Source organism: Cobetia sp. PS-4MA (genome assembly GCF_057670765.1).
Map to the genome: position 1 here is coordinate 1,962,577 of NZ_CM173107.1, position 19,635 is coordinate 1,982,211.

15 protein-coding genes are annotated in these 19,635 nt (G+C 63.0%); 11 read left to right on the forward strand and 4 right to left on the reverse strand.

Features of this window, described 5'->3' with window-relative positions; all coding sequences use genetic code 11:
• Window positions 1-95: 95 nt before the first annotated feature.
• The 4 genes from AC26AR_RS08360 (at window position 96) to madM (ending at window position 4,868) form a co-directional block, all read left to right on the forward strand.
• Entirely contained in the window at window positions 96-1,577 is a 1,482-nt protein-coding gene (locus tag AC26AR_RS08360) for a malonyl-CoA decarboxylase (protein ID WP_488107853.1), read from the forward strand.
• 163 nt (window positions 1,578-1,740) lie between these two features.
• Complete coding sequence (locus tag AC26AR_RS08365) at window positions 1,741-3,300, forward strand: malonate--CoA ligase (RefSeq protein ID WP_488107854.1); 1,560 nt, start codon at window positions 1,741-1,743, stop codon at window positions 3,298-3,300.
• A 322-nt stretch (window positions 3,301-3,622) separates the two neighbouring features.
• Window positions 3,623-4,096: a malonate transporter subunit MadL gene (gene madL, locus AC26AR_RS08370; protein WP_077376063.1), complete on the forward strand. Its 474-nt coding sequence runs from the start codon at window positions 3,623-3,625 to the stop codon at window positions 4,094-4,096.
• 10 nt (window positions 4,097-4,106) lie between these two features.
• Complete coding sequence (madM, locus tag AC26AR_RS08375; RefSeq protein ID WP_404984044.1) at window positions 4,107-4,868, forward strand: malonate transporter subunit MadM; 762 nt, start codon at window positions 4,107-4,109, stop codon at window positions 4,866-4,868.
• Between the two features lie 156 nt (window positions 4,869-5,024).
• On the opposite strand, the gene AC26AR_RS08380 is transcribed toward madM, so the two are convergent.
• Both AC26AR_RS08380 and AC26AR_RS08385 read right to left on the reverse strand, forming a co-directional pair.
• Window positions 5,025-5,906: an alpha/beta hydrolase gene (locus tag AC26AR_RS08380; RefSeq protein ID WP_488107855.1), complete on the reverse strand. Its 882-nt coding sequence runs from the start codon at window positions 5,904-5,906 to the stop codon at window positions 5,025-5,027.
• A gap of 155 nt (window positions 5,907-6,061) precedes the next feature.
• Window positions 6,062-8,233 carry a TonB-dependent siderophore receptor gene (locus AC26AR_RS08385; RefSeq protein WP_488107856.1) on the reverse strand — a complete coding sequence of 724 codons (2,172 nt, stop codon included), beginning with the start codon at window positions 8,231-8,233 and terminating at the stop codon, window positions 6,062-6,064.
• Between the two features lie 135 nt (window positions 8,234-8,368).
• Here AC26AR_RS08385 and AC26AR_RS08390 point away from each other — a divergent pair, with 135 nt between their 5' ends.
• From AC26AR_RS08390 to AC26AR_RS08400, 3 genes are all read left to right on the forward strand, one after another.
• Window positions 8,369-9,373 carry a helix-turn-helix transcriptional regulator gene (locus AC26AR_RS08390; RefSeq protein WP_488107857.1) on the forward strand — a complete coding sequence of 335 codons (1,005 nt, stop codon included), beginning with the start codon at window positions 8,369-8,371 and terminating at the stop codon, window positions 9,371-9,373.
• 168 nt (window positions 9,374-9,541) lie between these two features.
• The gene (locus tag AC26AR_RS08395) at window positions 9,542-10,849 is read left to right on the forward strand and encodes an O-acetylhomoserine aminocarboxypropyltransferase/cysteine synthase family protein (RefSeq protein ID WP_488107893.1); all 1,308 of its coding nucleotides are present in this window, start codon (window positions 9,542-9,544) and stop codon (window positions 10,847-10,849) included.
• A gap of 83 nt (window positions 10,850-10,932) precedes the next feature.
• On the forward strand, window positions 10,933-11,085 hold the full coding sequence (locus AC26AR_RS08400; RefSeq protein ID WP_488107858.1) for a hypothetical protein: 153 nt from the start codon (window positions 10,933-10,935) through the stop codon (window positions 11,083-11,085).
• A 146-nt stretch (window positions 11,086-11,231) separates the two neighbouring features.
• On the opposite strand, the gene AC26AR_RS08405 is transcribed toward AC26AR_RS08400, so the two are convergent.
• The gene (locus AC26AR_RS08405; RefSeq protein WP_488107859.1) at window positions 11,232-11,741 is read right to left on the reverse strand and encodes an OsmC family protein; all 510 of its coding nucleotides are present in this window, start codon (window positions 11,739-11,741) and stop codon (window positions 11,232-11,234) included.
• Window positions 11,742-11,898: 157 nt separating this feature from the next.
• On the opposite strand from AC26AR_RS08405, the gene AC26AR_RS08410 reads away from it, so the two are divergent.
• On the forward strand, window positions 11,899-12,990 hold the full coding sequence (locus AC26AR_RS08410) for a hypothetical protein (protein ID WP_488107860.1): 1,092 nt from the start codon (window positions 11,899-11,901) through the stop codon (window positions 12,988-12,990).
• A gap of 187 nt (window positions 12,991-13,177) precedes the next feature.
• On the opposite strand, the gene AC26AR_RS08415 is transcribed toward AC26AR_RS08410, so the two are convergent.
• Complete coding sequence (locus tag AC26AR_RS08415) at window positions 13,178-14,833, reverse strand: sigma-54 interaction domain-containing protein (protein WP_488107861.1); 1,656 nt, start codon at window positions 14,831-14,833, stop codon at window positions 13,178-13,180.
• Between the two features lie 394 nt (window positions 14,834-15,227).
• On the opposite strand from AC26AR_RS08415, the gene speB reads away from it, so the two are divergent.
• From speB to AC26AR_RS08430, 3 genes are all read left to right on the forward strand, one after another.
• A complete protein-coding gene (gene speB / locus AC26AR_RS08420; protein ID WP_077376000.1) occupies window positions 15,228-16,178 on the forward strand; it encodes an agmatinase in 951 nt (316 codons plus the stop codon).
• Window positions 16,179-16,486: 308 nt separating this feature from the next.
• Complete coding sequence (locus AC26AR_RS08425) at window positions 16,487-17,803, forward strand: YjiH family protein (protein ID WP_084209696.1); 1,317 nt, start codon at window positions 16,487-16,489, stop codon at window positions 17,801-17,803.
• A gap of 146 nt (window positions 17,804-17,949) precedes the next feature.
• A complete protein-coding gene (locus AC26AR_RS08430; protein WP_488107862.1) occupies window positions 17,950-19,602 on the forward strand; it encodes a 5-guanidino-2-oxopentanoate decarboxylase in 1,653 nt (550 codons plus the stop codon).
• Window positions 19,603-19,635: the final 33 nt, after the last annotated feature.

Here is a 19,635-nt window from a genome sequence, read left to right on the forward strand (position 1 = left end):
TACAACAAGACGACGCAAATATTTAAGCCTCAGACGCCATACTGAGAGCTTGAGCAGTGAACACGTCGCTTCGTCCCGCGCCTTGAGGAACCGCCATGAACATCAATCTGAGTTTTCTGCAGGATCTGCTGACCCATGTCGGCCAGCGTGCCCGTCAGCAGGTTGGCCTCTCGCCCGGCGCCGGCAATGAAGACACCGCCCTCGCCCGCCTGACCGAGAGCTGCCACAACCTGACCGAGAGCAGCGGTGAAGCCTCGCGCATCATGATGGCCCAGCGCGCGCTTGAGGATTATCAGCAGCTGGACCACGAGCAGCGCCTCGCCTTCTTCCATGTGCTGGCCGAGCACTACGCCGCCGATGAAGACCGTATCCACGCTGCCTACGCGGCCTATCGCGACGCCCCGGACAACGCCAATCTCAGTGCGCTGTTCGCCGCCAGTGAACCCAGGCGCCAATCGTTGCTGCGCCGCCTGAACCTGTGCCCCGGCGGCACCTATGAAATCGTGCGCATGCGTGCCGACCTGCTCAAGCTCATCAAGCAGCATCCGGAATTGAAGCCGCTGGATGCCGACTTCGCGCACCTGTTCGCCTCCTGGTTCAATCGCGGCTTCCTGATGCTGGAGGCCATCGACTGGAACACGCCCGCCGCGGTGCTGGAGAAGATCATCCGCTACGAGGCCGTGCACGCCATTCAAGACTGGAGCGACCTGCGCGGACGTCTCGACCCCGAGGACCGCCGCTGCTACGCCTTCTTCCACCCCGCCATCGGTGACGAGCCGCTGATCTTCGTCGAGGTGGCGCTGTGCAAGGGCGTGCCCAACAACATCCAGCATCTGCTCGCCAACAGCGGCCAGACCACCGAACGCGAGGCGGACACCGCCGTCTTCTACAGCATCAGCAATTGTCAGAAGGGCCTGAAAGGCATCTCGTTCGGCAACTTCCTGATCAAACAGGTGGTGCAGGAGCTGCAACGCGAACTGCCCAATCTGAGCCGCTTCGTCACCCTCTCGCCGGTGCCCGGTTTCAGTCAGTGGCTGACACGCGCGCGTGATGAGGAAGGCCTGGAAGTCTCCGACCTGCTGGCCCATCACCTGCAGCACGATGACTGGATGAATGACGAGGAGGCCCAGCAGAAGATGGCGCCGGAACTGCGCGCCCTCGCCGCCCACTACCTGGTCAACGTCAAGCACCACAGCGGCCAGCCGCTGGACCCGGTCGCCCGCTTCCACCTCGGCAATGGTGCCAGCCTGCATCGCCTCAACTGGCCGGGTGACACCTCCCCCAATGGCCGCCAGCAGGCCCACGGCCTGATGGTCAACTACCTCTATGAGCCGCACCGCATCGAGCAGAACCACGAGGCCTTCAGCCGCAACGACAGCGTGGTGTGCAGCAGTGAGGTCAAGAAGGAATCGAAAGCCAACAAGGAGCTGGCCAAGGCGCCGAAGCGCGAGGGCAGGAAGGAAAGCGATACCCTGTCCAGTTCGCCACTGCCATCAAAAGCATCCGAGCAGTCGCCCGCGACCAGATCGACCAAGGATGCCAGCGACAGCAAGCCAGCGCCGTCACTCGAGGAATAAGCCACTCGAGGAAAGAGTCACACAAGGAATGAGCCACTCGGCAGGCACGCCACCTGCCGGAGCACGCCTGATCAGAACGTCGCCTTGCGTCAACGTCTCATGACAAGACAAGGCTCATGACAAGACAACGCTCACGACAACAACAACGCCATTGGAGCCAACGATGTCTCACGCCAACCACGACAACCTCTATCTGCAATTCGCGCGCAACTTCGATGAGCGCCCGGATGCCACCTTCCTCGATACCGTCGAAGGCCACGGCTACACCTTCGCCGAGGCACGCAGCGCCGCCGGTCAGATGGCCACCGCGCTACGCGAGCTGGGCGTGGCACCGGGCGACCGCGTCGCAGTGCAGATCGACAAGAGCTGCGAGACCGTCATCCTGTATCTGGCCTGCCTGCAGGTCGGCGCGGTCTATCTGCCGCTGAATACCGCCTACACCGGCGAGGAGATCCGCTACTTCCTGGGCGACGCCGGGCCGCACCTGTACGTCTGCCAGCCCAAGGTGCTGGAGACGGCACGCGCACTGGGCAAGGAATGTGATGTGCCGCGTGTCGAGAGTCTGGGCACCGAGCAGGACGGCACCCTGATGGAGCAGGCCCGCCAGTGCAGCGCAAGCAGTGAAATCGAGCCGCGCGCCGCCGATGATCTCGCCGCCATCCTCTATACCTCCGGCACCACCGGGCGCAGCAAGGGCGCGATGCTGACCCACGCCAATCTGGCCTCCAACAGTCAGGCGCTGGCCGAGACCTGGCGCTTCACCCGTGATGACCATCTGATCCACGCCCTGCCCATCTTCCATACCCACGGCCTGTTCGTGGCCTGCAACATCGTGCTGACGGTGGGCGCCTCGATGACCTTCCTGCCGAAGTTCGATGCCGAGCAGATTCTGGATCTGATGGCGCGCTCCAGCGTGCTGATGGGCGTGCCGACCTTCTACACGCGCCTGCTGGAATCCGAGCGCCTCAATCGCGAGACGACCGCCGGCATGCGGCTGTTCGTCTCCGGCTCCGCGCCGCTGCTCAGCGAGACCCACAGCGAATTCAGCGCACGTACCGGCCACGCGATTCTCGAGCGCTACGGGATGACCGAGACCAACATGAACACCTCCAACCCCTACGACGGCGAGCGGCGTCCCGGCACGGTGGGCATGGCGTTGCCCGGCAGCGAAGTGCGCATCACCGACCGCGAGACAGGTGCCACCTTGCCGCGTGGCGAGACAGGGCTGATCGAGGTGCGCGGTGCCAACGTCTTCAAGGGCTACTGGAAGATGCCGGAGAAGACCGCCAGCGAGTTCCGCGAGGATGGCTTCTTCATCACCGGGGATCTCGGTCATATCGATGCCGATGGCTACCTGTGCATCAGCGGCCGTGACAAGGACCTGATCATCTCCGGCGGCTACAACATCTACCCGAAGGAGGTGGAGCTGCTGATCGATGACATGCCCGGCGTCAATGAATCGGCGGTATTCGGCGTGCCCCACCCGGACTTCGGCGAAGGTGTCTGCGCGGTGGTGGTCATGCAGGCCGGCCACCAGGGCAGTCTCGATGAAGCGGCGGTGCTTGCCGCCCTCAGCGACAAGCTCGCCCGCTACAAGCAGCCCAAGCGCGTGTTCTTCATCGAAAGCCTGCCGCGCAACGTGATGGGCAAGGTGCAGAAGAAACAGCTGCGCGAGGAATATGCACAGCTGTTCGCCCCTGAGCCGGCCCGCTCACACGCCTGAACGACAGCCACCGGAGCGTCTATCTCGTCATTCATCAAGACGCTCATCGAGACAACCGGCTTGAGGTATAAAGCAACATGAACCTGCCGGCAGCCGATCACGCCAATCGTCGCTGCCGGTAGCCCCTCTCACCCTTGAACTGACGAGTGATATTGACCCGCAAGACCCTGACATGTCGGCAGGGGATGGACACTCGCTGTTCGCCCATCTGCCGACAAGGGTTCGCGCCTGCAACACGCTTGAATTCTCGCGGTACCTGAAACGCCACAACACAAGCAACGCCAAAAAAACGCGACAGACAACAACAAGAAGGTAATACGCCATGGTGATCTACGGAGTTGCCCTGCTGGCAGGGTGCATGATGGCCGGTCTCGTGATCGGTGATCTGCTCGGAGAAATGCTCAATATCGATTCCAATCTCGGCGGTGTCGGCATCGCCATGCTGCTGCTCATCTTCATCACCGGTGTGCTGAAGGACCGCGGCAAGATGGCCGACAGCACCTCCAGCGGCATCAATTTCTGGAACGCGATGTACATCCCCATCGTGGTCGCGATGGCCGCCAGCCAGAACGTAGTCGCGGCCTTCAGCGGCGGCATGGTCGCGCTGGTCGCGGGCGTGCTGGCGGTGGTGCTGGGGCTTGCACTCGTTCCTCTGCTGACCGGCAAGCGGCCGGAAACCGCACTGGAAGAGGCTCCCCTGCCAGATGAGAACCGCCCCAGAACCTCAGTGACGACAGGCGCCCCGGTGCTGGATCGCAGTCGCCATGCCTCCCCCACTCCTGCTCACAAACACTGAGGGCTGACCCATGATCGAGTCACTCGTCCACCTGTTCGACAAGTATCATCTGGTCGCTGCCTTCGCCGTGATCGGGCTGGCAATGTATGTCGCCTACTGGATCAGCAACAACCTGACACGCGGCAAGCTGCACGGCTCCGCCATCGCCATCATCCTCGGCCTGGTACTGGCCTACGTGGGTGGCGCGACCACCGGCGGCAGCAAGGGGCTCTCGGATGTCACGCTGTTCTCGGGGCTGGGCCTGATGGGGGGCGGCATGCTGCGTGATCTCGCGATCATCGCCACCGCCTACGGGGTCAATCTCAAGGAAATCCGTCAGACCGGCTTTCGCGGGGTCGTGGCGCTGTTCGTCGGCGTGCTGATCTCCTTCGTCGCCGGTGGTGGCGTCGCCATCGCCTTCGGCTATACCGATCCTGTCGATATCACCACCATCGGTGCGGGTGCGGTCACCTATATCGTCGGCCCGGTCACCGGTGCCACGCTCGGGGCCAGTTCCGAAGTGGTCGCGCTGTCGATCGCCGCCGGCCTGGTGAAGTCGATCCTGACCATGGTGGCCACGCCGATGACGGCGCGCCTCATCGGGCTCGACAATCCGCGCTCCGCGATGATCTTCGGTGGCCTGATCGGCACCACCAGCGGTGTGGCGGCTGGCCTTGCCGCCACCGACGCCCGTCTGGTGCCCTACGGTGCCATGACCGCCACCTTCTACACTGGCTTGGGCATCCTGCTCGCCCCGACGGTGCTGTTCCTCGCGGTACGTGCGGTGATGTAAGCGCTGCTCTGACACAAGCAGCCCTGAAGCAAAACGACGGCGGCATCAGCCAGGACAAGACGTCCCACGCTGATGCCGCCGTCGTGTCGTTTACTGCGCATTCTGCGATGCATTTGACTGCTGACTGCCCAATCCACACCGTGGCGGCCGGTCGGATCAGCGCGGTCTCATCAATCGTTCCATCACCGAGCGAGCGGCGGGCCACATCACGCTGCCGTGGTCTTCGCCCTCGAACAGCCGCCACTGGACGGCTACCTGCGGACAGTGCTCGCGCAGCTGGCGAGCATGCTCATGTGCGTTGTCGATCATAGCGCGCTGGACACGCAGCCTGTCACGCTCAGGGTCCTGTCGCCTGGGCTGCGGCGATTGCTCGCGTCCGCCAGCGGCGATGTACACCGGGCCCGCCATCTCGGAGCAGGCAAGACGCAGCGGCCAGCTGGCCGGGTCATTCTCCTGCCGCCACCACAGCGAAGGGCTGATCGCGAAGATCGCCCCGAAGGCCTCGGGTGCCTTCTGCTGGGCATGGAGCGCGAACAGGCCGCCGAGTGAGTGGCCGACCAGCGCAGGCCGCTTGAGATCGAGCGGATAGCGAGAGGCCAGTTCAGGCGGCAGAGCCTGGGTCAGATAGTCGAGGAAATCCTCGCCACCACCCGTCCCCTCAGGGGCCGTGCCGGTGGTGAGCGGTGGCGTGAAGTCTTTTAAGCGTAGCTTCGTGACGATGTCACGCGCCGCCTTTACCTGCCCGTCCGTCTCGCCCGCATAACCGACCGCGACGATGGCGAGGTCTGATGGCGCCTTGTCATAGCCACGGCGTCCCAATATGTCGCGCGCTGCCGTGAACAGATCCAGATGGCGATTGCCATCCAGTACCAGCAGCACGGGATAGCCCTCTTGTGGCGGTGCGACCTGCGGCAGCGCGACCTGGATCAGGTAGTCATGTCCCGTGGCTGATGAGTGCTGAGTGAATGCGGTCGTCGTTCCCTGCAGCACCCTGGCGTCTCCCATGTGGCTCATGAAGGGGCTTGATGACAGCAGCACGCCTGACGTCACTCCTGCCATCACCCACCGGCGCCCCCAGCCTCGCAGTCGGTCGTGCAAGCGGTGGTGCCATCGGTCATGAAACGGTGGACGAACGCGAGAAGGACGTCCCTGTCCTCCCCTCACTGCCAGTGTCGTCTTGATGAGTGTCATGCTCAGAACTCGTACTTGAGAGTCGCGACGGCGCTGGCCGGACGTCCCACGAAGTTGAAGACACTGGCCGAACCGGCGCGCACGTAATATTCACGATCGAACAGGTTGTAGACGTTGAGCTGGCCACTGAGTTTGGGCGTGAACTGATAGCCCAGCATGGCATCGAACACGGCATAGCCCGGTGCCTGGATGGTGCCCTGGGTGCTGTCGAAATCGCTCAGTGTGGTCATGCCGGCACCGACGGACACGCCATCCAGCAGGTTGCCCTCGAAGCGATACTGGGTCCACAGATTGACCATGTTGTTGGGCATCAGCATCAGCAGCGCATCGGAGCTGCCGGCTTCCAGCACCTCGGAATCCATGTAGGTGTAGCCGAAGATGACATCCCACTGCGGCGTGATGTTGCCGGCCAGTTCAAGCTCCGCACCGGTGATGCGCATCTTGCCGGAATCCACCGAGTAACTGACGCTCACGTCGTTCGAGGAGGCAGCACGGTGGCTGTCGGTCAGCTGAAAGCCACTGATACGCGCATTCAGTGCGCCATCCAGATAGCTGCCCTTGATCCCGATCTCGTATTGCTCGCCTTCGCGCGGGTCGATCAGGTCGCCATCCTTGCCTTCGCGGGTCTGTGGCTCGAAAACTCTGGAGTAGCTGGCATAGAGGGAGTGGTCGGCGTCCAGGTCATAGACGAGTCCGCCATAGGGCGTGACGGCGGTGTCCTGCATGTCGCTGCTGCCGCCATTGAGCTTGTCTTCGGTCTCGGCCGAGAACTGGCTGACCCGCGCGCCCAGTATCACTGCCAGCGGAGCCACGGGACGCAGTGTCACCTTGCCGTACAGGCCCTGCTCTTCCAGGGTGGTCTCGGTGCGCGACAGGCTGTAGCCGCTCACGCCATCCCGAGCATTGCCGAGAATGTCGACATAGGCCAGGTTATTCAGCTCGCTGATGCTGGCGCTGGAGCCGGTCAGATTGCCGGTGCGCGCCGCGGTGGTGTCCGAGTCCGATGTCTTGTAATCGACCCCGACCACGAATTCGTTCTGGTTACCGAAGGCATCGAAGCCCTGGGTGTAGCTGGCATCCACGCTCACCGAGGTCTCATCGGTGAAACCGGCATAGCCCGCGACACTGCTCAAGTCGCCGGTATCGCTCAGTGCCGAGCCACTGTAGGCGTAGTTGTAATCCGCATTGCGATCACTGTAACGCGCCGCCAGTCGGCCATAGCCGCGTGAGCTGAAGCGGTGGGTCAGCTCGGCGATCACATCGGTGGCATCGCTCTCGAAGCTGTTCCAGTCCGCGCCGTAGAATGCCGAACGGCGGCCATAGGTGAAGTTGTTGTCACCATCGACCGGCTGACCCTGATTGACGCTGATGTCCTTGGTGTTGTGGATCCCCCCCAGTGACAGCTCGGTATTCTCGTCGAGATCGATATCCAGCGCGCCATAGAAATCATTCAGCGTGTTGTCATTGTCATCCACCCATTGCGCCTGCTCGGTGGAGCGGGTCACCAGGCGCCCGCGGATACGGCCCTGTTCATCGATGGGCCCGGAGAGATCGACACTGACGCTTCGGTCTTCCAGCGTACCGACACTGCCGCTGATGGCGCCCTGGAAGGTATCGGTCGGGCGCTTGCGCACCAGATTGATGACCCCGCCCAGCTCACTGGTGCTGTTGAAGAGACCGGACGGCCCACGCATGACCTCGACCCGATCAATGGCAGTCAGGGATGGCACCGAGCCCGTCAGACTCGACATCGGCGCGGACAGCCCGTCAATGCTGTAGGCATCGTATTCATAGCCGCGCGCGAAGATCGAGGAGCGACCGCTGTCATTGTTCAGCACCCGCACGCCCGGCGTACGCGCCGCCAACTGATCCAGCGTGATGAAGTTCTGGTCCTCGATGGCGTCATGGGTCACCACGCTCACCGACTGCGGAATGTCGCGCAGCGAGGCCGGCACCTTCGAGCCCACCGTAGCAGCGTCAACGCTGTAGCCGCCGCTCTGCTCACTGGACGCCATGTCATACAGGCGCAGCCCCGTCACCCGCTGGGTATCCAGCACCACCGTCGCGTCTTCCGCCTGTGCCGGCAGACTGACCAGCACCACCCCCGCCCCGATCATCAAGCGACGCGTACCTGCCCTGCACAGACCGCGTCCCCGTACCGTCACCTTCTTCATCGTGTCCCCTTGGCTCACCTGGCCATCGCTACTAATGATAATTATTTGCACCTGTGTTACTGACGGGGCATTTTGGCACTCCATGACGATAAAAACCTTTGCGGAACCCTCCCTGATGTTTGCAGGTGCGACAAGATGAGCCTTACTCACCCTCCCGGCCTCCCCAGCTCTCACATCTCGGCAGGCGCACGCCACCGGATCATCGAGCTCGATCACGTGCACCGCATGGCGCGCGCGCTGACCAGCGACCACCAATGCCAGCCCGCCAAGGGCCAATCAGCCGATGGCGCGCTGATCGGCAACATGCAACTGCAGGAAGTGCAGCCAGGCCTGTTCATGCGCCTCAACCGCATCCGCAAGCGGGCGGATCTGATGATTCGCTCCCGCATCGAGCCATCGCTGAAGATAGCCGTGGTATGGCGTGGGGAGCCCAGGGTCAGTTTCGGGCCACAGCGCCATGCGCTGAAACCGGGACGAGCGCTGTGCATCGCCCTCGATGAGCCCACCGAATTCCGACTGCAAAGCCCCAAGGGGGCTTATGAGCACAGCGCCATCCTGACGCTGACGCCGGCGTGGCTGACGTGGCATCTGGGGATCTCAAGCGCCAGCGAGGTGATGACCGAGGCACGGCATCTGGCCCATTACCATTGGCAGCCATCTGCGCGTCTGGTCGAGCGCCTGGAGGAATTCAGTCGCCAACGGCCGGGAACGCTGGCGCTTAGACTCGGCATCGAGTCAGTGGCGCTTGAGGTGATCAGCGAGTGTCTGGCGGCCAGACCGCCCCTGGCGGATGACAGCGCACAGCGCCGCCTGCAGGACACGTCAGAGTGGCAGGCGAGGCTCGAGGACTGGATCTCCAGCGGGGAAGTCGCCTATCTGAGCCAGGCGGAGATCGCCGCCCGGCTGGGCATGAGCGTGCGCCAGTTGCAGCGCCGCTATCGCGACGCCTACGGCCAGACCATGTCGCGGGACCTGAAACGGCGGCAGTTGCTCCGCGCGGCGCACCTGTTGCAGGACCGCAATGTCACGGTGGAGGCCGCCGCCGAGATGGCGGGGTATCGCAGCGCGGCCAATTTCGCCACCGCCTTTCGTCGCCAGTTCGGCGTGCCGCCCAGCCAGCGGCCTGTCGTGACGGCGTGAACGACGCATGGACCTGAAGATGCCCCGTTGCTAATGTTGAGCGGCATCGCGGCCCGCGCCATGCCTGCCGATTGCGGCAGCACCTGAACGGCACGCACGAAAACCGCACCCCACAACAGGATCTTCGCCACGCTCTCGCACAAGGACACTGCCATGTCAGTCGACAACATGAAGCTGGAATCGCTCGCCCTGCATCACGGCTACACCTCGGAAGCCACCACCAAGGCGGCGGCGGTGCCGATCTACCAGACCACCTCCTACACCTTCGACGACACCCAGCACGGCGCGGATCTGTTCGATCTCAAGGTGCCGGGCAACATCTATACCCGCATCATGAACCCGACCAATGACGTGCTGGAGCAGCGCATGGCCGCCGTCGAAGGCGGGATCGCGGCGCTGGCGGTGTCCTCCGGCATGGCGGCGATCACCTATGCCATCCAGGCGCTGGTGGAAGTCGGTGACAACATCGTCAGCACCAGCCAGCTGTATGGCGGCACCTACAACCTGTTCGCCCACAGCCTGCCGCGTCAGGGGGTCGAGGTGCGCATGGCGGCCTTTGATGACTTCGCCGCACTCGAAGCACTGATCGATGACAAAACCAAAGCGGTGTTCTGCGAGTCCATCGGCAACCCTGCCGGCAACATCGTCGATCTCGAGCGTCTGGCCGAGATCGCCCACAGGCATGGCGTGCCGCTGATCGTCGACAACACCGTCGCCACGCCAGTGCTGTGTCGTGCCTTCGATCACGGCGCCGACATCGTGATCCACTCGCTGACCAAGTACATCGGCGGCCACGGCACCACCGTGGGCGGCATCATCATCGATTCCGGCAAGTTCGACTGGGTCGCCCACAAGGAGCGCTTCCGGATCCTCAACGAGCCAGACCCCTCCTATCACGGCGTCGTCTACACCGAAGCCTTCGGCCCGGCCGCCTATATCGGTCGCTGTCGCGTGGTGCCGCTGCGCAATACCGGCGCCGCGCTCGCTCCGCACAGTGCCTTCCTGCTGCTGCAGGGCCTCGAGACACTCGCCCTGCGCATGGAGCGCCACTGCAGCAATGCGCTCGCGCTGGCCGACTACCTCCAGCAGCACCCGAGCGTCAGCTGGGTCAACTACGGCGCCCTGCCGGACAGCCCCTATCACGCCACCTGCCAGAAGATCACCGCCGGCAAGGCCTCCGGCATCATCAGTTTCGGCATCAAGACGGACGCGACAGGGACCGATCAGGCTGAAGCCGGGCGTATCGCCGGCGGCAAGTTCATCGATGCGCTGCAGATGATTCTGCGCCTGGTGAATATCGGTGACGCCAAGTCGCTGGCCTGCCACCCGGCCTCCACCACCCACCGCCAGCTCAGCGAGGAAGAACTCGCCATGGCCGGTGTCTCGGCGGACCTGATTCGCATCTCGGTGGGGATCGAACATATCGACGACATCATCGCCGATGTCAGCCAAGCGCTGGACAAGGCAGTGGCCTGACGCGATGCAAGCGAGCCGCTGTCTCTTCAGGCTCGCAAGGGTTAACGCGTGCTGAGCTGAGTTAATAGAGCGGTGTCATCGTCATGGCCCCCTCAGAGGTCTCCGCCATCGCCACCCACGCCATCGAGGTCCAAGAAGCGGAAGACGTACTGCTGGCGAAGATCGCCGATGGTGCCTGCCTGCCCGACCTCACCGGCGCAAGCCAACTGATCGAGGAAGTGAATGCACGCGGTTGAGCCCCTCGCTTGATCAGTTCGCAAGACGCTGTTTCTTTAGAGAGAGGCTCAAACAAAAAAAGGCCACCAGATTGCTCTGGTGGCCTTTTGGGTTCTGACACGGTCTGTAAGACACGGTCAGTCCGATGCGGATAGTCTGCCACGTATCACTGATGGGTGATGACCGCCTCACAGCTGACCGGAAAATTCAGCGAATTGGCGATGAAGCATAGCGCATGCGCCCTGTGGTGCAGTTGATGGGCGAGCGCGATATCGTCACCTGCGGCCAAGGTGATCTCGGGGCGCAGCACGATGGAGGTGAAACGTCCCGCCTCGCCCTGGCTCTCTGTCTTAGTCTTGCCATCAGCGGCGGGCGCGCCTTTCTGCATCGTGCCCTCGGCGTGATCGTGATAGCTCATGACACGAATGCCGGCCTCGGCACACAGGTGCAGATACCACAGCTTGTGGCAGGCCGAAACGGAGGCCACCAGCATGTCTTCCGGATTCCAGCGACCAGCGTCGCCTCGAAAGGCAGGGTCAGCGGAGCCTTCAATGCTCGACTTGCCACTGACACGGGCCACGAAATCGCGCTCATAGGCGGTGTAATGCGTGGTGCCCTCGCCGCGATTGCCGGTCCACTCGAGATCAACCGAATAAAGGTGTTGTCTGGACGTCATTGTCTGGGGGTCTCTTCACAAGGGGAGCGCGAACGCCGGCATGACGCATAGCCTGATACTTCTGCCTGATTAGGCATCTGAACAGCGCCAGCACACGAGAAGTCGTCGTAAGCCGATGATAGGATTGAATTGATCGCACTCTGACAGGATGTCACGCATGGCGTTTGCCGTAACACGCTCCTTTGGGGCAATTCCCGGGCTGGCCGTCACCGCCTTCACGCTCGGCCTGAGCCTGGGCTCATGTCTCATGACTCCTGGTGCCTCGGCACGGGCCGAAGCGGCACAGTTTCGCTCCTCGCCCCAGGTCATCAATACGCTGAGCAGTACCTACGGCTTCGTCATCGCCCAGGACATCACGCTGTCACGCATCGCCGAGGAGTATCCCGGCCTCGCGCCGGATGCAGAGCTTGCCTCCGCCTATTTCGACAATGCCTTCCCGAACATCACCCATCGTCTGGCGGACAACCTCGCCACCCTGATGGGGCGGGAGCACGCACGCGAAGTACTGGATGGCATTCGCCGTCAGATAAAGAAGGAACTGGATTCGCAGCTGACCACCGACAAGCTGACCAGCGACTTCGCGGCCCGCTTCATCGAGGCCATTCATCTGCGCGCCCAGGGGGAATACCTGCCCTCGCCGTTCAAGGAATTTCTGCTGGCGACCAAATATCAGATCGAGCCGGTGTACGAGCTATACGACGGCTATTTCCAGCAGTTCCACACCAAGGGCCATCCCAAGTCGCTGGGCATCAACATTGCGCTGCACCTGCCCGCCTCGTGGTCTGCCGCCGAGGGTCGCCTGCCGCATATCGTGCAGAAATGGCAGAGTCAGGCCGGTACCGGCACCGACATGATCATCCTCGAGATCTATGACCTGCATGGTGACACCGTCAGTGACGCGCAGCTCAAGGTGATGGCCTCCACGGACCAACTGGCCCAGTGGGCGCCCATCAACAGTCAGATGCTCGACTCCGGCCTGACCCGGGTGGATCACCGTCAGGCCTACTGGTTCGATATCGCCATGACACAACGACACCAGGGCATGCCCATTACCTCACAGACCCGCGAATACGGCCTCTTTCTCGATGACAAGCTGATCCGCCTGCACTGCACCAGCTACCACCCCGCCGCCGACGGCACCGCCTACGGCAAAGCCAAGACAGACCTCACCGTCGAAGAAAGCTTCAGCGAGATCAAGCCGTTGTGTGAAGGGGTGATGGGAAGTTTGGTGGTAATGAATACTAGCTAATACCTGAATTCAATCTTTAATACCTAATTGCCGGGTTCCGTCTGATTGATTAAAGCTTGAGTAAACAATCAGACGGAACCCGACAGCTACGAGTAGCCTACGGTACTTCAAAAAACCTTTATCAGCATCTATCAAGTCGCTGAGATCAGTACTACTCACAGAATAACCCCTTTATAAATCATCAAAATTATAAGATTATAGCTTTGAGTTTCCTCACTACCGACGGCTGACTAATCCCTGCCCTCTTCGCTATTGCATAGGTACTGGACAACTCGGCAGCCATCTCGCGTAGCCATTGTGCTTCGATGCGTGCCAGGCCTTCCTTGAGAGTTTCGTTGGGGCCAAGTTTGGGGACTGGCATGGCTACCGCCCCCTCAGCGGCAGGCGCTGAGAGGAAATTGTCACTATGTAAGGTATCGGCAGTGGGAAAACTTTCAGTAACGCCTATTCCATTAGATTTGTCATTACTGAAGCCAAATGAATTGCCTAGTCCATTAGCGTTATTCGTGGAACAAGTGTTGAGCAGTGTTTTCACTGAGTCGCTGTCGATGACATCACTTGGGGCGCTGAGCCAGGCGCGTTCCAGCCAGTTTTCTAGTTCGCGGATATTGCCGAGCCAGTCCTGGCGCATGAGGACGGGCCATAAGGTGGCATCGAGGAGTTTGCGACGACCATGACGTTGATTGAGGCGTGAGAGGTGGTGCTCTATCAGGGCGGGAATGTCTTCGCGGCGTTCGCGCAGCGGCGGCAGGCTGACGGGGAGCACATTGATGCGGTAGTAGAGGTCGAGGCGGAACTGGCCCTGCTCCACGCGGGCGGCGAGGTCTTGATTGGTGGCGACGACCAGTCGGAAGTCGGCGCGGCGGGTGGTGGTGTCGCCCAGGCGGGTGATCATTCCGTCTTGAATCACCTTGAGCAGCTTGGTCTGGGTGGCGAGCGGCAGCTCACCGATTTCATCCAGAAACAGGGTGCCGCCTTCGGCCTGTTCTATCAGGCCCGCCTTGCCGCGATTGCCCGCACCGGTGAAGGCACCGGCTTGATAGCCGAACATCTCGGACTCGAACAGGCTTTCGGGGATGGCGCCACAGTTCACCTCGATGAAGGGGCCGTCGGCGCGTTGGCTCCAGCGATGCAGTTGATGGGCGAAGGCCGTCTTGCCGACCCCGGATTCGCCCAGCATCAGTACCGTGGCGTTGGTGGGCGCGACCCGCTTGAGCAGCAGCGCTATCTCCCGCATCACGGGACTTTTGACCTGTAGCTCCCCCAGTTCCAGCGCGGCGTCTTCGCATTCCGCCTGCTCACGCGCGGCCTGCTCGCACAGGGCGCGCCCCTGCTGCTGCGCGTCATGGGTGGTCTGCTCGGCACCGGAGCGCGCACTCCCCACCGCCCCCCAATCACTTTCCCCCGCACTCCCCCCGCCCAGCTCACTGGCCCGCGAGTTGCGCCGCAGGTGATCCGTGAAGCGCTGCTGGAGCACGGCATATTCCTGCTGCAGCAGCTGGATATCGGTGAGATCCATCGAGCGGCTGACCACGCACTCGAGCTTGCCCGCGACGAATACCGGATGCGCCTGCGCCACCACTCGCCGTCCAGTGGCGGTGAGCTGCATCATCTGCAGCGTTCGCCCCGTGCGCAGCACCTCTAGGCTGATGGAGGGCTTGAGCACCCCGCTGGCTTCCAGGTCATGCACGTTGGCGGCACACAGCGCCTCACGCGTCATGCCATAGACCGCCGCGGCGCCAGGGCTGACATCCAGCACCTGGCCATCCGCGCTCACCACGAAGTAGTGGTCATGAGCGGTATCGATGATGGTCTTGAGAATCTGATGGTCGAGCTCTGACATGGCGGGCACCTCATGGTCGAGCCTGTGAATCGGGACGGGGCTTTCTGCGCTTCTTTCTCGCAGGTCTTTCTTCCTGACAGTGCGCTGCAAGTACTGCGCTAAAAGACACTCTCGATGATGCCTGAATGTGATCCACAAATGAATCAGTGATCCATTTTTGAATCAGTATTGGCGCACGAGTGATCCATAAATGAATCACTCGACAGCCACCCTTTTAGAAAATCCAATAAAATCAATCTACTGAAAGTTGGCATGGTTACTGCAGTGCTGGGGTATGCGCCAAGGAGAATCGCCGGCTTTCATCACACCGTCCGGCCGGGCGATCAGGCGAACCATCACAATACCCCGCTCGCCGTCAGAGAATTACGAGCGACTCAAGACCCTGGAGAGACAGATGAGCGAATTCAATCAGCCACTGGGCGGCAACGACATGCCACGTTTCGGCGGCCCGGCCACCATGATGCGCCTGCCGGCTCAGGAAACCGCGGAAGGCCTGGATGCCGCCTTCATCGGCATTCCGCTGGACATCGGTACCTCCAACCGTCCGGGCGCGCGTCTCGGCCCGCGTCAGATCCGTGATGAATCGCGCATGCTGCGCCCCTACAACATGGCCACCCGCGCCGCTCCCTTCGACAGCTTGCAGGTGGCAGACATCGGTGATGTGCCGATCAACACCTTCCACCTGCCCAAGAGCATGGACATCATCGAGAAATTCTACGATGAAGTGCTCAGCCACGATTGCGTGCCGCTCACCCTGGGCGGTGACCACACCGTCACCCTGCCAGTGCTGCGCGCCATCGCCAAGAAGCACGGCCCGGTCGGCCTGATCCACATCGATGCCCACGCCGACGTGAATGACCACATGTTCGGCGAGCCCATCGCCCACGGCACGCCGATTCGTCGCGCCCAGGAAGAAGGCCTGCTCGACAGCCACCGCGTGGTGCAGATCGGCCTGCGTGGCACCGGCTACTCCGCCGATGACTTCGACTGGTGCCGTCAGCAGGGCTTCCGCGTGGAAACCGCCGAGATGTGCTGGTTCAAGTCACTCGCCCCGCTGATGGCCGAAGTGCGTGACATGATGGGCGATCGCCCGGTGTACATCACCTTCGACATCGACGGACTGGACCCCTCCGTCGCCCCCGGTACCGGCACCGTGGAAGCCGGCGGCCTGACCATGCCCCAGGGCATGGAAATCGTGCGCGGCGCACGTGGCCTCAATATCGTCGGCGGTGACCTGATGGAAGTCTCCCCGCCCTACGACACCAGCGGCAATACCGCGCTGATGGGCGCGACCCTGCTCTACGAGATGCTCTGCGTACTGCCGGGCGTGCAGCAGCGCGACTAAGTCGCACCGCGCCTCCACTGCCAGTGAAAGACCCCGCCGGAGGGCGGGTCGCGTGCCAGGGGCCTGTCCCGTCTCTGGCACGTGAAGAATCCCCCGCGAAGACGGCATGTCGCATGCCGAATGACCGATCAGAGCCTGACCATTACAACAAGATCAAGGTGACCCGAATGACAACCAGCATCGACCCGACGGCGGAGCACGCACCGTCCCAGCATGACTCCGCGTCTGACTCCGCCGCGACCCCAGCGGCCCGCCAGAAGAAGGACCTGATCGCCACCCGCCCGGTGCCGCTGACGGCCAGGGGGCTGATGAAATTCCTGGTGCCGTCACTGCTCGGCGTCAGCTTCTTCCTGGTGCCGTTCAGCGTTGGTGACACCATCAACATCGGCATGGGCCTGATGGCCGATTGGCTCAAGGCCACGCTCGGCAGCGCCTTGCCCGCCATCGCCGTCGCGGTGCTGTGTCTGTCGGTGATCCTCACCGGCTTCGTCAAGCTCGCCAAGCCGAACTGGGCACGTCAGGGCGCGGCACATGAGCTGTTCGATGTCGCGCCGGTGTGGTTTGCCATGCGCGCCCTCGGCGCCATCTTCGCGCTGATGACCTACTTCCAGTGGGGGCCAGCCGCCGTCACGGCGGCCTTCACCGGCGGCGTGATGCTCAATGATCTCGCCCCTGTCCTGCTGACCTTCTTCTTCTTCGCGGCCATTCTGCTGCCGCTGCTGGTCGACTTCGGCTTCATGGAATTCATCGGCAGCCTCGTGCGTCGCCCGTTCCGCGCCATCTTCAATCTGCCGGGACGCAGTGCCATCGATGCCACCGCCTCATGGATGGGCTCCGGCACCGTCGGCGTGCTGATCACCACCCAGCAGTACGAGCAGGGCTTCTACAGCAAGCGCGAAGCGGCGGTGATCGCCACCAACTTCTCGGTGGTCTCGATTGCCTTCGCGTTGCTGGTCACCAGCTTCATGAACATCAATCACCTGTTCGTGCCCTTCTATCTGACCGTCGTCATCGCAGGGCTGATCGCCGCCGTCATCGTGCCGCGTCTGCCGCCGCTGTCGCGCAAGCGAGATGACTACCACGAGCCGGTCGGCTGCCAGATCAGTGAAGAGAACCAGAGTGACTGTGGCGTGCTGCGTTACTCACTCGGCATGGCGGTCGCGCGCGCCGAGCATGCGCCGGGCCCGCTCAAGCTGGTGAAATCGGCCGGCTTCAACGTGGCGGACATCTTCCTCGGTCTGCTGCCGGTGGTGATCGCCATCGGGACCGTGGCGCTGATGCTGGCCGAGTTCACGCCGGTCTTCACCTGGCTGTCCTACCCGATGATTCCGCTGCTGGAACTGCTGCAGATTCCCCACGCGGCAGAGGCAGCCCCGGCGACGCTGGTCGGCTTTGCCGACATGTTCCTGCCGGCGGTGCTGGCCAAGGACATCGACAGCGAACTGACCCGCTTCGTGATCGCCTGCCTGTCCCTGACCCAGTTGATCTACATGTCCGAGATCGGTGCCCTGCTGCTCAAGTCGAAGATTCCGCTCAAGATCTGGGAACTGGTGGCCATCTTCGTGCTGCGCACGCTGATCACCCTGCCGATCATCGCCGGTATCGCCCACGTCTTCGTGTTCTGAGCCGAGGCCAGCCCGCCGCAAGAGCGCTGTGCCACCACCAGCCTCCTGTGCCTGGGCTCCTGTTCCTAGGACTCCTTTTCCTAGGACTCCTTTTCCTCATGACTTCCGGGGGCGCCACGGCGCTCCCGTCTGCCGGATAGCCTGCCATGACCTGTGCTGAACTCCTGATCCGACTGCTGCGTGACACCTACGGCGTCGATACCGTCTTCGGTATTCCCGGCGTACATACCGTCGAACTCTACCGGGGCCTGGAGCCGGATGCTGATCCCGCCGCGCGCACCATTCGCCACGTCACCCCGCGCCATGAACAGGGCGCCGGCTTCATGGCCGATGGCTATGCCCGCAGCACTGGCAAGCCCGGAGTGTGCTTCATCATCACCGGCCCGGGGATAACCAACATCACCACCGCGATGGGCCAGGCGCTGGCCGACTCCATCCCGATGCTGGTGATCTCCAGCGTCAATCGCTCCGATACCCTCGGGCGGGGCCAGGGGCGTCTGCATGAGCTGCCCAGCCAGCAGCAGCTGGTCTCGGGCGTGGCGCGCTTCAGCCACACCCTGCTCGACCCGTCCGCGCTGCCGGAAGTGCTGGCCCGCGCCTTTGCGCTGTTCGAGGGTGCCCGCCCCGGCCCGGTGCATCTCGAGATTCCCATCGACCTGTTCAATGCCGAGATTCCACTGCCTGCCGGTCGCACCACCCATGACGTCACGCGCTCACGCATAGGGCGTCTCGCGCCGGACCCGACGCTGATCGACGAGGCCGTGGCCCTTCTGACAGGCGCCGAGCGCCCGCTGGTACTGCTGGGCGGTGGCTGTGTCGCCGCGCCTGAGGCCGCGCGTCAACTGGTGGAGGCGCTGGATGCCCCCACCGTCACCACCATCAATGCCAAGGGCCTGCTCGGCGGCGCCCACCCGCTGGATCTCGGCGCCAATGCCGCACTGCCTGCGGTACGCGAGCTGGCGCGCGACGCCGATGTGGTGCTGGCGATCGGCACCGAGCTTGGCGAGACCGATTACGACGTGGTGTTTGATGATGGCTTCGTGATCGGCGGAGAGTTGATCCGCATCGATATCGACCCCGAGCAGCTGGCGCGCAATCATGCCGCCACGCTGGGTATCGTCGCCGATGCCAGCCTGGCGCTGGAGACGCTCGCCGATCGTCTGGCTGACCTCAAGGGCAACCCGAAAGGCACAGGTCGCGGCGCGCAGATCACCGCCGCCACGCTGGAAGCCCTCGCCCTGCCGACCGACCCGGCCTTCGCGCCCTACGTGCCGCTGTTCGACACCCTCCAGCAAGCGCTGCCGGAGGCGATCTGGGTCGGCGATTCCTGCGCGACGGTCTACGCGGCTAACCACCTGCTCAGCCAGCCGGCACCGCGCCGTTACTTCAATGCCTCCACCGGCTACGGCACGCTCGGCTACGGCCTGCCCGCCGCGATGGGCGCGACCCTGGGCCGCCCGGACCTGCCGGTGATCGCGCTGGTCGGCGATGGCGGCATCATGTTCACGCTGTCGGAACTCGCCTGCGCGGTGGAAGAACAGCTGCCGGTCGTCATCGTGCTGTGGCACAACCAGGGCTATGAAGAGATTCGCCGCTTCATGGACAACGCCGGCGTCACGCGTCTGGGCGTCGACATCCAGGCCCCCGACTTCCAGCTGCTGGCCCGCGGCTTCGGCTGCGCCGCCGTCGCCATCGATTCCCCCCCGGCACTGCAGGTCGCCTTGGACGAGCGCGACGCTAGCGCCCCGCTGCTGGTGGAAATCGACGCGGCCGGGTGGCAGCGCTCGATCGCCGGCTGAGTCCGATTCGGCGCATCGCATCTCTTCACAACA

Excerpts from the sequence above, each read along its gene's own strand:
- AC26AR_RS08360 (WP_488107853.1), top strand. The coding sequence starts at position 96 with ATGAACATCAATCTGAGTTTTCTGCAGGATCTGCTGACCCATGTCGGC.
- madL (WP_077376063.1), top strand. The coding sequence starts at position 3,623 with ATGGTGATCTACGGAGTTGCCCTGCTGGCAGGGTGCATGATGGCCGGT.
- AC26AR_RS08365 (WP_488107854.1), top strand. The coding sequence starts at position 1,741 with ATGTCTCACGCCAACCACGACAACCTCTATCTGCAATTCGCGCGCAAC.
- AC26AR_RS08430 (WP_488107862.1), top strand. The coding sequence starts at position 17,950 with ATGACCTGTGCTGAACTCCTGATCCGACTGCTGCGTGACACCTACGGC.
- AC26AR_RS08410 (WP_488107860.1), top strand. The coding sequence starts at position 11,899 with ATGGCGTTTGCCGTAACACGCTCCTTTGGGGCAATTCCCGGGCTGGCC.
- AC26AR_RS08400 (WP_488107858.1), top strand. The coding sequence starts at position 10,933 with ATGGCCCCCTCAGAGGTCTCCGCCATCGCCACCCACGCCATCGAGGTC.
- AC26AR_RS08425 (WP_084209696.1), top strand. The coding sequence starts at position 16,487 with ATGAAATTCCTGGTGCCGTCACTGCTCGGCGTCAGCTTCTTCCTGGTG.
- madM (WP_404984044.1), top strand. The coding sequence starts at position 4,107 with ATGATCGAGTCACTCGTCCACCTGTTCGACAAGTATCATCTGGTCGCT.
- AC26AR_RS08390 (WP_488107857.1), top strand. The coding sequence starts at position 8,369 with ATGAGCCTTACTCACCCTCCCGGCCTCCCCAGCTCTCACATCTCGGCA.
- AC26AR_RS08395 (WP_488107893.1), top strand. The coding sequence starts at position 9,542 with ATGAAGCTGGAATCGCTCGCCCTGCATCACGGCTACACCTCGGAAGCC.
- AC26AR_RS08385 (WP_488107856.1), bottom strand. The coding sequence starts at position 8,233 with ATGAAGAAGGTGACGGTACGGGGACGCGGTCTGTGCAGGGCAGGTACG.
- speB (WP_077376000.1), top strand. The coding sequence starts at position 15,228 with ATGAGCGAATTCAATCAGCCACTGGGCGGCAACGACATGCCACGTTTC.
- AC26AR_RS08415 (WP_488107861.1), bottom strand. The coding sequence starts at position 14,833 with ATGTCAGAGCTCGACCATCAGATTCTCAAGACCATCATCGATACCGCT.
- AC26AR_RS08405 (WP_488107859.1), bottom strand. The coding sequence starts at position 11,741 with ATGACGTCCAGACAACACCTTTATTCGGTTGATCTCGAGTGGACCGGC.